The organism is Bacillus sp. UMB0893, assembly GCF_002858905.1.
In the GTDB taxonomy this organism is placed as follows: Bacteria; Bacillota; Bacilli; order Bacillales; family Bacillaceae; genus Bacillus_P.
The window spans coordinates 211,538-223,905 of the sequence record NZ_PKLB01000002.1 but is presented as its reverse complement, the minus strand read 5'-3'; the positions used below and the strand labels follow the sequence as shown (position 1 = coordinate 223,905).

Here is a 12,368-nt window from a genome sequence, read left to right as displayed (position 1 = left end):
TAAAGGGGCAGCTATTTTGAAACCAATTGAACGAAAATACAAGATTCTTCACATTTCAAACGGTTATTCTTCTATTAAAGAAGACTTAATTGTTACTGAATTCCCGGTAACCATTAAAGTGAATGGAGAAGAATTCGTAACGATGGTTTGTTCCCCTGAGTACATTGAGGACATGGTCATCGGTTATCTGGCATCAGAAGGATTTATACAAAGCTTTCAGGATATTAAAGAGATTTGGATGCAGGAAAAAGAGGGATTCGTTCATGTCAGCATATCAAACCTCAATCCATACTTGCAGCATTTTCAAAACAAACGGTATGTGACTTCCTGCTGCGGAATGAGCCGTCAGGGATTTGTATTTGCAAATGATGCAAGGACTGCTAAAAAAATGAATGACATTCATGTTCAAATAACCCCTGAAGGTTGCTTATCACTTATGAAAGAGCTGCAAAAGGGAGCAGCTCTTTTTCACCAAACAGGTGGTGTTCATAACGCAGCTTTATGTGATGAAAATGGTGTTATTATAAGCAGAATGGATATTGGCAGACATAATGCACTTGATAAAATATATGGATACTGTTTAAAAAATAAAATTGATGTACATGAAAAAATACTTGTATTCAGCGGAAGAATCTCATCTGAAATTCTGCTGAAAACAGCAAAAATCGGCTGCGAGATGGTGCTTTCAAAGTCTGCTCCCACCGCTTTGGCTTTGGAACTTGCCGAAGAACTAGGGATCACAACTGTAGGTTTTATTAGAGATTCATCAATGAATGTATATACTCATCCACAAAGAATTTTACTTAACAAAGATATCTGATTGTTTCATTTAGTTAGCATATTCTGACGCTTGCATGTAAAATACATAACAGAAGAGAGGCGAGGATATGAAGCAAAATTTATTGGATGTCTTGGACCGTCCGTTAAGAGATTTGCGGATATCAGTGACAGACAGGTGCAATTTCCGCTGCCGCTATTGTATGCCGGAAGAAATTTTCGGACCGGACTATTCTTTTTTGTCCTCTGATAAAATTTTATCTTTTGAAGAAATTGAGAGATTGGCAATCATCTTTGCGTCACTTGGAGTAAAAAAACTGCGCCTTACTGGGGGCGAGCCTCTGCTGAGGAGAGACCTTTCAGTCCTAATAAAAATGCTGAAAAATATAGACGGAATCGAAGATATAGGCTTAACAACAAATGGATCACTGCTAAAATCTTTTGCACAAGAGCTGTATCAATCAGGGTTAAGACGCGTCACGGTCAGCCTTGATTCTCTAAATGAAGAACGATTTGCCATCATGAATGGACGCCGCAGCAAAGTAAAAACAATCCTTGACGGAATTGAGGCTGCAGCTGAAGCGGGATTGAAGGTAAAAGTTAATATGGTTGTTCAAAAAGGTGTAAATGACGAGGATATTCTTCCAATGGCTGACTATTTTAAAAAACGGGGGCATACTCTTAGATTCATTGAATACATGGATGTAGGCAACTCAAATGGCTGGCAGCTGGATCATGTAGTTTCTAAAAAAGGGATTCTTAGTATGATAGGCGAACGCCATCCTTTGAAAGAGATGCCGCCAAACTACGAGGGAGAAGTAGCAACAAGATTTAAATATGCAGATGGAACTGGTGAAATAGGCATTATTTCCTCTGTCACAGATTCTTTTTGCTCAACTTGTTCACGGGCCCGCATTTCTGCAGAAGGCAAATTATATACGTGTCTTTTCGCTTCTTCTGGATTTGACTTAAAAGAACTTCTTCGATCAGGAAAAAATGATTCAGAGCTAACAGATGTCATTTGCGGTATATGGAATCACCGCAAAGACCGCTATTCTGATGATCGTACAAACGAGACAGGCAGACCTAAAAGACAAAAGGTTGAAATGTCCCATATTGGAGGGTAACTGGAAGAAAGGAGATGCAAATTTGATAGAAAAAAGAACACCAATTGCTGTTGGCGAAGCCGTTCAAAAAGTAATGAAATACGCGGATCTCGGCAAAATGGAACTTATCTTGCTGGAAAACGCTTATGGACGATTTTTGGCCGAAGATTTAGTTGCAGACCACGATGTCCCTTCCTTTGATCGCTCCCCGTATGATGGATTTGCCATCCGATCAAAAGATACAGTTTTGACAAGCAGAACAAGCCCTGCATCTCTCGAAGTGATTGGAGAAATTGGTGCAGGCTCCGTCTTTCAAGGAATGGTTGGCAGGAATCAAGCTGTAAGGATTATGACGGGAGCTCAAATTCCTAATGGTGCAGATGCTGTCGTCATGCTTGAATTAACAAAAGAATATTTTGATGCAGGAAAAAAACTAATTGAAATCAAACGCTCCTTTAACAGCGGTGACAATATCTCTTTTAAAGGAGAAGATACTAGAAAAGGGACCATTCATGCTGCAAAAGGAAGTTTTATCACGCCAGGCGTCGTCGCACTGTTAGCTACTTTTGGATATCAAGAGGTGCCAGTTGCGAAAAAACCTGTTGTAGGAGTTTTAGCTACTGGCAGTGAGCTGCTTGATGTAAATGAACTTCTGCAGCCAGGCAAAATCCGCAACAGCAACTCCTTTATGATTCTCTCGCAAATTGAACGTGCAGGTGGAGAGTCGAAATATTTCGGGAAATTCAGTGATGATCTGGACCAATGTATTCATGCAGTTGAAGATGCATTAAGGCAGGTTGATATTTTGATTACGACGGGAGGAGTTTCAGTAGGAGACTATGATTATTTGCCTGCGATCTATGAAAGAATGGGTGCTGAAGTTCTTTTTAACAAAATAGCGATGAGGCCAGGTAGTGTTACGACTGTCGCTGCACTGGATCAGAAGCTGCTATTTGGACTTTCCGGCAATCCTTCTGCTTGTTTTGTAGGGTTTGAATTGTTTGTTCGCCCAGTAATCCGCTATAACAATTTTCACAAATATCCTCATGTGAGAAAAGAAAAAGCTTATTTAGGACAGGATTTTCCAAAGGCTAATCCATTTACCAGGTTTGTCCGTGCTGGCCTTCATTTTGATGAGGGCAGGCTAATCGCAATGCCCTCAGGATTTGATAAATCAAGTGCCGTTTCATCTTTAGCTGAAGCAAATTCGCTTATTATTCTTCCAGGCGGAACGAGAGGTTATGAAAGCGGAATGATGGTCGATGTGCTTTTATTGGATGATCAAAAAGGATGTGAGTGGCCTTGGGAAAACATTGTGCCATCTTACAAATAATTGGGCATCAAAACAGCGGAAAAACGACTTTAATGGAAAAGCTGATTAAAAAAGCATCCGAAGAAAACTATCGAGTTGGAACTATCAAACATCACGGACACGGCGGGGCGCCTGATCATGAAATGATTTCAAAAGATAGTTATCGTCACTCAAAAGCAGGCTCTGTTATAGCTGGTGTTGAAGGAGGCGGGGTGCTGCGACTGAACGCCAGGCAAAATAATTGGCAACTTTCTGATCTGGTAAATCTCTATCAATCTTTTTCCATCAATCTGATATTAGTAGAAGGCTACAAAAAGGAACAATTTCCGAAGGTGGTCATGATAAGAGATGAAACAGATGTTCCTCTCTTAAAACAATCTGCCAATATCAAATGTGTGATTTGCTGGAATGATTGCATCGCAGATCAATTAGACATTCCTGTATTTAATATAGAAGATGAATTGGCATACATAGAGTACATCATTCATATCGCGGGGGATCAGCATGAAACAGGTACAGTTTGAAATTACGAAAAATCCAATTTCAGCTGAAGAGGTATCAAATAAGGTAGCAAGAAGAGAAGCCGGTGCTATTACAGCATTTATCGGCACCGTCAGAGAATTTACAAAAGGAAAGAGAACACTATATTTGGAGTACCAGGCCTATGAACCAATGGCTGTAAAAATGCTTGAACAAATCGGAGAAGAAATCGGGCAGCGCTGGCCTGATGCAAAAACGGCAATTTCTCATCGGATCGGCAGACTCGAGATTTCAGACATAGCTGTTGTAATTGCTGTCTCTTCCCCTCATCGTAAAACCGCATATGAAGCTAATGAATATGCAATCGAACGGATCAAGCAAATTGTTCCCATTTGGAAAAAAGAACATTGGGAAGACGGAACAATGTGGATTGGTGATCAGCTTGAAAAAACAGCATACCCGGCAGGTAAGCCTAATAAAGAAGGTGAGCATCTTGATTAAAGTATTACTTTTTGCACATTTGCAGGACGAAGCTGGACTGGAAAAACTAGAAATTGACAGAACCGATATAACTGTTTTGGAATTAAAACAGTGGATGCAGGATAAACATCAGTTGTCAAGCCTAACAGGAGTCATGACGGCCATAAATGAGAGCTTTGCGAATGACAGTGATAAGATAGTAGATGGAGATACTGTAGCTTTTATTCCTCCTGTGAGCGGTGGATAGAATAAGAAAATAGGAAAAAATTCAGGGAGTTTCCAGCTAAAATGGAAACTCTTTTATATTGTCATTCAAGGTTAATTATTTGTTGAAAATTAAGAATCTTGTTACAATTTAGAAAGCGTTTACAATCATTTGCTTTACACATCAATTAACTTGGCTGTTTATCAATTTTAGGTCGAGGGTAAAAAATGACTGTAATCTAAATTGTTCGAACATTAATGAAAATGAGAGAAAGGGGAGATATCCTTGTCCGACAGACTAATAGTCAATCTAAATGGAGCTGAAACGAATATTGATGAAAATCAGACAGCCCTTCAAATTCTCGCAGATTGCTCAATTGACGTTCCGAATGTTTGCTATCATCCAAGTCTTGGTCCAATTGAAACATGTGACACTTGCATCATAAAAGTAAATGGAGAATTCGTCAGAGCCTGTTCAACAAAAATTAAAAACGGTGATGTCATTGATTCATCATCAGCAGACGTGAAAGAAGCTCAAATCATTGGCATGGACCGCATATTGAATAATCATGAACTATATTGTACGGTTTGTGATTATAACAATGGAGGATGTGAAGTCCATAATACAGTGAAACAAATGAAAATCAATCATCAAAGCATACCGTTTGCCGAGAAACCTTATCCTGTTGATCATTCCAATCCTTTTTACCGTTATGATCCTGATCAATGTATTCTCTGCGGAAGGTGTGTGGAGGCGTGTCAAAACGTACAGGTTACTGAAACACTCTCGATAGACTGGGAACGAGACCGGCCTCGAGTCATTTGGGACAACGATGTTGCAATAAACGAGTCCTCATGTGTGTCATGCGGGCATTGTTCTACCGTATGCCCATGCAATGCGATGATGGAAAAAGGGATGGAAGGGGAAGCTGGTTATTTAACCGGAATTGCCAAACAAACATTGCGTCCAATGATTGAAATTACCAAAAATGTTGAGACAGGCTACGGATCAATCCTTGCTATTTCAGATATGGAAGCTGCCATGCGTGAAGAAAGAATTAAAAAAACAAAAACGGTGTGCACATATTGCGGTGTTGGCTGCAGCTTTGATGTATGGACAAAAGGAAGAGAGATTCTAAAAGTCGAACCTCAGGCCGAGGCTCCTGCAAATGGAATCTCAACATGCATTAAAGGAAAATTCGGATGGGATTATGTAAACAGCGAAGAACGTCTGACAAAACCGCTTATTAGAGAAGGAGACACCTTCCGAGAAGCGGAGTGGGATGAAGCCTTAAATCTCATCGAACGTAAATTCACTCAAATAAAAAATGATCATGGTCCGGATGCGTTAAGTTTCATCAGTTCTTCAAAATGCACGAACGAAGAATCATACTTAATGCAAAAGCTTGCCCGCGCTGTGATTGGCACAAACAATATCGACAACTGTTCAAGATATTGCCAGACACCTGCCACTGTGGGATTATTTCGCACTGTCGGCTATGGCGGTGATTCAGGTACGATTAAGGATATTGAGATGTCTGAACTTGTCCTGATCGTTGGTTCTAACACTGCTGAATCCCATCCAGTATTGTCTACAAGGGTTAAGCGTTCTCATAAGCTTCATGATCAGAAGCTTATCGTGGCAGATTTAAGAAAGCATGAAATGGCTGATCGTTCAGATTTGTTTATCCAGCCAAAATCAGGAACCGATCTTGTTTGGCTCTCAGCCATCACAAAATACATACTTGAAAAAGGCTGGGCTAATGAACAATTTTTGAAAGAAAAAGTGAATGGTTTGGATGAATATAGCAGGAGCCTTGAAATTTACACATTGGAATATGCAGAGGAAACGACTGGCGTCTCTAAGGATGAATTGATAAAGATTGCTGAAATGATTCATGAAGCGAAAAGTACTGTGGTTCTATGGGCAATGGGAGTCACCCAGCACTCTGGCGGAAGCGATACAAGCACAGCAATTTCAAACATGCTGCTTGTGACTGGCAATTACGGCCGTCCCGGAACTGGAGCTTATCCATTGCGCGGGCATAACAATGTGCAGGGAGCAAGTGATTTCGGCAGCATGCCTGATCGTCTTCCTTCCTATGAAAAAATTACGGATCCTGCTGCCCGGGAAAAATATGAAAAAGGATGGGGAGTTAAGCTTCCTGAGCATCCAGGACTTAACAACCACGAAATGGTTGCAGGCATTCATGATGGCAGCGTAAAAGCGTTGTACTTAAAAGGCGAGGAAATGGGAATCGTGGATTCTAATATGAACTACGTTCATGCTTCCTATGAAAAATTGGATTTTTTCGTTGTGCAAGACCTCTTTTTATCAAAAACAGCTGAATATGCTGATGTTGTATTGCCTGCAAGTCCGAGTTTGGAAAAAGAGGGAACCTTTACAAATACTGAACGGAGAATTCAGCGTTTATATCAAGTGCTTGAACCATTAGGTGAATCCAAGCCTGATTGGAAAATCATTATGGAAATTGCAAATAAGCTTGGAGCAGGATGGGACTATGAACACCCGAGTGACATAATGGCTGAGGCAGCCATGCTTGCTCCACTTTTTGCAGGAGTTAGCTATGAACGTCTTGAGGGGTACAAAAGTCTGCTTTGGCCGGTAGCTGCTGATGGAACAGATACACCAGTTCTTTTCCTGGATGAATTTCCATTCCCAGACGGAAAGGCGCGTCTCTTCCCGGTTGAATGGACTAAACCACTTGACTTTGGAGAGGAATATGATATTCACGTAAATAATGGACGACTGCTTGAACATTTTCATGAAGGAAATATGACTTATAAATCAAAGGGAATTACTTCAAAAACACCAAATGTCTTTCTCGAAGTATCCCGCGCGCTTGCTGCTGAGAGAGGCTTAAAAGACGGAACTCTCGTAAGACTTATCTCACCTTATGGAAAAGTGAAAGTGCAATGCCTAATAACAGATCGTGTAAAAGGAAAAGAAGTGTATTTGCCAATGAATGATTCTGGTGAAGCGGCAATTAATCTACTTACGAGCAGCTACGCAGATAAAGATACAGATACACCAGCTTATAAAGAGGTTCAAGCGAAACTGGAGGTATTAGAAACGGAAGGTATCAACCCTTTGCCGAAAACGAATTTCCGTTATGGGAAACCAAATCCGCAAAAAGGGGTAGAAGTAGAGAGAAAATGGGCAAGAAAGGATTATGTATTCCCTGGCAATCTCATCAAAAAGGAGGGGAAAAAGGTTGGCAAAAGCAATTAAAACGATAACTCGAATTGAAAAAACCGCAGAAGATCAGCGGAAGGAAGACCTTTTGGAAGTTGAAAATGCCTTAATCGAGAATAAAGAAGCCATTATCGATACGCTCGAGATTCTGCAGCACATGCAGGACAGAGGGGTTTTATCCTTATTGAAAGGCTTATTTGGACAAGGTGACAAAGTGATGGATATTCTCGTCAAAACTGTCGATAAAAAGGAAACGACAAATACTCTTAAAAACCTGTTATTGATGACAGGTGTGCTAGGCATGATCAATGTTAAACAGCTGGAACCCTTTTTACTTAAAATAGATGCAGGGATCGCCAGAGTTGCAGAAAATAAAGAACCTGCAGAAAAAACAAGCTATTTTGATTTAGCACGTTCACTGAAGGATCCTGAAGTGAACCGAGCTGTCACCATGCTGATCAGCTTTTTAAAAGGCATGGGACAAGAAACAGCTCATATGGAAAGAACCTCACAAAATACAAAAGAACAAGTACACCATAGGAATGAAACGCTGGAATAATGTTCAAGGCAGACAAACTGTTTGCCTGCCTTGAATTACGTTATTTTTGAAAAGAGGAGAAAAACATGTCGAAAACAAAAAATCGCTGGCTGATCGCAGCAGCAGCAGTTGGCATCCATATTTCGATTGGTTCAGTCTATTCATGGAGCGTATTCACAAATCCATTAAAAGAGGCTCATAACTGGGGTTTAAGTGAGATATCTCTCACATTTAGTATTGCTATACTATTCCTTGGTTTATCAGCAGCATTTATGGGTCATTTTGTAGAAAAGTATGGCCCTAGAACATCTGGAATTCTTTCGTCGATTTGTTTTGGAGCAGGTTTGATAGGTGCCGGTTTTGCTGAAAGCATCGGTTCATTGTATCTTATGTACTTTTTTTATGGTGCACTTGGAGGAATAGGACTGGGAATTGGCTATATTACACCAGTATCCTCATTAGTAAAATGGTTTCCCGACAGAAGAGGCCTCGCTACCGGACTTGCAATCATGGGATTTGGGTTTGCTTCGCTCATTGCAAGTCCAGTTATCGCTTCGCTCATCAGCAGTGCAGGAATAGACAAGACTTTCTATATACTTGGAGCGGTTTATTTTATCATTATGATTGCATCTTCTCTGTATCTTTCACCCCCTCCTAAAGGATGGCTGCCAGAGGGAATGAAGGGTAATAAGGAAATTTCTCAAGAAAAAAACAGGGACCTCTCACAATTAACAGCGAATGAAGCAATCAAAACAATCCGTTTTTGGGCTCTTTGGGCCATGCTTTTCATTAATGTCACATGCGGGATTGCCATCATTTCGGTAGCTTCTCCTATGGCTCAAGATGTAGCCGGCTTAAGTGCAGCTGCAGCTGCAGCAATGGTCGGCATTATGGGGTTATTTAACGGTTTTGGACGCATCGGGTGGGCCACTGTATCAGACTATATTGGACGTCCAAACGTTTACACCGCTTTTTTTGCCATCCAAACTGTTGCGTTTCTTTTACTTCCAAGTATCTCAAATGCGATTCTTTTTCAACTAATAATCTTCCTGATCTTAACTTGCTACGGAGGAGGTTTTGCATCTATACCAGCCTATATTGGAGATCTCTTTGGTACAAAGCAGCTGGGAGCCATTCACGGATATATCCTTACCGCATGGGCGGCAGCAGGATTAGCAGGTCCGCTAGTTGTTTCTTGGATCAGGGAAACGACCAATAGCTATTCACTAACGCTATTTATATTTGGGGGAGCTTTTGTATGTGCACTTTCCATCTCATTGCTTATTAGACTGAACATTAAAAAACTGCGTGAAACGAATCTTTATACTTCTTCAAATTCAGTGAAACCATCATAAAGTGATATTGGCATGGACATTCTATTTAATAGTAGAATGTTTTTTATTGAAAAAAATAGCTGAAAAGAATTAATTTTTAGAAAATTTTAACTAAAAATTGGTATAATATACTCAATACAGATTGGAGGTGAACAAGATATGGAGGAAAAGCCTCTGCACTATGACGGGAGTGTGCAAGCAGAACACGAAAGTCAGCAGCCAGCATCTGAACCATTCCAAATCACAGACGAAATGAGAAAAAATTTAGGCAGCAATCCCTATTTTACTGAATCAGGCGAATGATCTTATGAGAAGCCTCTGATTAACGGGGGCTCTTTTTGTTTAACCTCTTAAGAGAACGGATAATTATAAAAGTTTCATCTTCCTTCTCATTTACATAGTTATCATGTTCCTGCTTTTTAAGTTCACTAACCTTTTTTGGCTCAACCAGGTCCTTATTTTCCACCTCTTTATCGATGTTTTTTCCTCTTTCACTTCATTAAGTTCTTATTCTTGGTTCTACACTTTTATCTTTTTTTTTTTGCTATTCAGCTGAAATAGAAGATCCATCTTACGTCAGGATCACTCGTAGTAAGCTGTATTTATTTGAATTGATTGATTACATACGAAATAAAAAGGCAAGTCTCAAATCATTAAAGGATATATGGCTAGATTTATCAGAAGACAATCCATACAGCCAATTTTTGATTACGGTTATGGCTGGTGTTAACCAACTAGAACGAGATCTTATACGTATGCGACAACGTGAAGGAATTGAACTCGCCAAGAAAGAAGGGAAATTTAATGGTAGGATAAAGAAGTACCATAAAAATCATGCTGGAATGAATTATGCAGTGAAACTGTATAAGGAAGGACATATGACCGTAAATCAAATTTGTGAAATTACAAATGTGTCTAGGGCATCATTATATAGAAAGCTGTCGGAAGGGAACACATAGTCACTCCTTATTCCATAAAAGGCAAAGATTGTGGAGTAGCTCCTATTACGTAGTAGACGAATACTGCGCAGCAAATGTCTTTTTTAAGGAGAATTTTGAAATGATGTTAGGCTGTCGAGATATTAACGACAGCCGGGTTGTTCCGAAAAAATAATAGCGCATAGTTTGCATATCATTGTCTTAATAAATATTACCAAGGTTGAATTGTTGGGCCGATTGTAAATTCGTTAATATTCGTATCTTCTGGTTGATCAATCGCAAACGCCACAACATTGGCAACTCGATCAGGTGTAATACCAAATTGCTCGTACAGCGCAGTCATACCTTCTGCCATATTCTTATCAGTTATCGTATCCAACAATTCCGTGTTGATTGCTGCTGGATAGATCGTTGCGGTACGAATGTTGGTACCTTCTTGGGCAGATTCCATACGTAAAACTTCCATTAAGTCACGAACAGCCCACTTCGTTGCTCCATAAACTGCACCACCTGGGTAAGCTTTAAGCCCAGCTACTGATGAAGTTGTGATGATATGTCCGGACTTTTGTGATGTAAATGTTGGCAACACTGCTGCGATACCATTCAATACGCCTTTAATATTAACGTCAACCATGTTGTTCCACTCGTCAGTTTTTAAGGCAGAGAGTGGTGAATTTGGCATTATTCCAGCGTTCAAGAAGATTACATCGACACCACCAAAAGTGTCTTTCGCTAGTTGTACTAGCTGCTGATTGTCCTCTGGATTAACAACGTCCGTGACTCTATAAACCGCTTGACCACCATTGGACTTGATTTCATCTGCTAATTCTTTTAGACGATCTTCACGTCTTGCTCCAAGTACAAGTTTTGCACCTTTCTCAGCTAGCAATTTAGCTGTAGCTTCTCCAATTCCTGAACTTGCTCCTGTAATTACAACTACTTTGTTTTCAATAGCCATTTTATTTTCATCCTTTCTTATTATTCCTTTGAAAAAATAATACACGCTTAGTATAAAAGTTAGAGTGAACTCTAACGCAAGTGATAAATTTAAAAAAATTTTTATTTAATATACAAAAAACTATTAAGTGTATAGTTCTATTGCGTAAGCTATTGGGAAATAGTTTCAACGAAAGCATATTTATAATAGGTGGAGACTGTGGAATCAATGAAGTGATGATTAAAACTTATGATTGCGGATAGCAGAGGAGACAGCATGAAACTCTAGTTCAATAAATAGAAAAAAACTACCAGTATTTCATTTGCAAAAATATGAAATACTGGTAGTTTTCTGTTAGTTAGGATTAGGAACCACTATTTTATCCTCTTTATGAACATCCTCTGTTCCTGCATCTATTGCAGTCTTGTAATACCAACATTTATGATCAATCAAATTCATTGTTTTTTTTAGTTCTTCCATTTGAGCTTCTACACTGGCTTTTCGTTCTATAAACATTTCATATCTTTGTTTTAACGTAGAATCTCCCTCAGTACACCAATCTATGAAAGCTTTAATTTCCTTTATAGGCATCCCAGTAGATTTCAGACATTCAATAATTTTTAAAGCCTCGATATCTGATTCCTTAAACACTCTGGTTCCACTTGGTGTTCGGTCTACGAAAGGCATAAGACCCTCTTTGTCATAGTAACGCAAAGTATATACTGTAAGGCTCAATTCCTTTGCTACTTCCCCAATTGAATATGTGTTCAAAATGTATCTCCCTTTCATGATGATCTAAACCTCTAGTTAACTTGATATTTTATGAAATGAATATTAACATGGACAAATTTGTGTGTCAAAGTATCAAGAGATGATTGTGCAGCTTACCTCTATATCCTTAATGCAAACACACCCAATCAATAAATTTACTACTTGACCTAGAGTTAACTATAAGGATTAACATGTTGTTTAAAGAGAACATGTAAAGTTATTTTAAAGAGATAAATAAAAAATTTCGGCTATTAGATTCATGTGAGGAGGAGTG

The 12,368-nt window shown here is 39.4% G+C and carries 12 protein-coding genes and 1 pseudogene; 11 read left to right on the top strand and 2 right to left on the bottom strand.

Features of this window, described 5'->3' with window-relative positions:
• The first annotated feature begins 16 nt into the window (after positions 1–16).
• The 11 genes and pseudogenes from fdhD to CYJ36_RS06715 form a co-directional block, all read left to right on the top strand.
• Complete coding sequence (gene fdhD, locus CYJ36_RS06760; protein WP_101566114.1) at positions 17–820, top strand: formate dehydrogenase accessory sulfurtransferase FdhD; 804 nt, start codon at positions 17–19, stop codon at positions 818–820.
• A gap of 67 nt (positions 821–887) precedes the next feature.
• Positions 888–1,904 (top strand): GTP 3',8-cyclase MoaA, encoded by a 1,017-nt coding sequence (moaA, locus tag CYJ36_RS06755; RefSeq protein ID WP_101566113.1) that lies wholly within the window; start codon positions 888–890, stop codon positions 1,902–1,904.
• Positions 1,905–1,929: 25 nt separating this feature from the next.
• Complete coding sequence (locus CYJ36_RS06750) at positions 1,930–3,216, top strand: molybdopterin molybdotransferase MoeA (RefSeq protein WP_101566520.1); 1,287 nt, start codon at positions 1,930–1,932, stop codon at positions 3,214–3,216.
• Positions 3,180–3,719, top strand: a complete 540-nt coding sequence (gene mobB, locus CYJ36_RS06745; protein WP_101566111.1) for a molybdopterin-guanine dinucleotide biosynthesis protein B — start codon at positions 3,180–3,182, stop codon at positions 3,717–3,719. Before CYJ36_RS06750 ends, mobB begins: the two co-directional genes overlap by 37 nt.
• Complete coding sequence (locus tag CYJ36_RS06740; RefSeq protein WP_101566109.1) at positions 3,700–4,176, top strand: molybdenum cofactor biosynthesis protein MoaE; 477 nt, start codon at positions 3,700–3,702, stop codon at positions 4,174–4,176. The genes mobB and CYJ36_RS06740 overlap by 20 nt, the downstream gene beginning before the upstream one ends.
• Positions 4,169–4,402 carry a molybdopterin converting factor subunit 1 gene (moaD, locus tag CYJ36_RS06735; RefSeq protein ID WP_101566107.1) on the top strand — a complete coding sequence of 78 codons (234 nt, stop codon included), beginning with the start codon at positions 4,169–4,171 and terminating at the stop codon, positions 4,400–4,402. Before CYJ36_RS06740 ends, moaD begins: the two co-directional genes overlap by 8 nt.
• 243 nt (positions 4,403–4,645) lie before the next feature.
• Positions 4,646–7,612: a formate dehydrogenase subunit alpha gene (gene fdhF / locus CYJ36_RS06730; RefSeq protein ID WP_101566105.1), complete on the top strand. Its 2,967-nt coding sequence runs from the start codon at positions 4,646–4,648 to the stop codon at positions 7,610–7,612.
• Positions 7,596–8,135, top strand: coding sequence for a DUF1641 domain-containing protein (locus tag CYJ36_RS06725; RefSeq protein ID WP_101566103.1), 540 nt, complete (start codon positions 7,596–7,598; stop codon positions 8,133–8,135). The genes fdhF and CYJ36_RS06725 overlap by 17 nt, the downstream gene beginning before the upstream one ends.
• Positions 8,136–8,200: 65 nt before the next feature.
• Entirely contained in the window at positions 8,201–9,469 is a 1,269-nt protein-coding gene (locus tag CYJ36_RS06720) for an L-lactate MFS transporter (RefSeq protein ID WP_101566101.1), read from the top strand.
• 138 nt (positions 9,470–9,607) lie between these two features.
• Entirely contained in the window at positions 9,608–9,751 is a 144-nt protein-coding gene (locus CYJ36_RS23570) for a hypothetical protein (RefSeq protein WP_180850122.1), read from the top strand.
• 275 nt (positions 9,752–10,026) lie between these two features.
• A pseudogene (locus tag CYJ36_RS06715) lies at positions 10,027–10,407 on the top strand (recombinase family protein); the annotation flags it as partial.
• Positions 10,408–10,597: 190 nt separating this feature from the next.
• On the opposite strand, the gene CYJ36_RS06710 reads toward CYJ36_RS06715, so the two are convergent.
• Positions 10,598–11,344 carry an SDR family oxidoreductase gene (locus CYJ36_RS06710; RefSeq protein WP_101566099.1) on the bottom strand — a complete coding sequence of 249 codons (747 nt, stop codon included), beginning with the start codon at positions 11,342–11,344 and terminating at the stop codon, positions 10,598–10,600.
• Between the two features lie 333 nt (positions 11,345–11,677).
• Positions 11,678–12,094: a MerR family transcriptional regulator gene (locus tag CYJ36_RS06705; protein ID WP_101566097.1), complete on the bottom strand. Its 417-nt coding sequence runs from the start codon at positions 12,092–12,094 to the stop codon at positions 11,678–11,680.
• Positions 12,095–12,368: the final 274 nt, after the last annotated feature.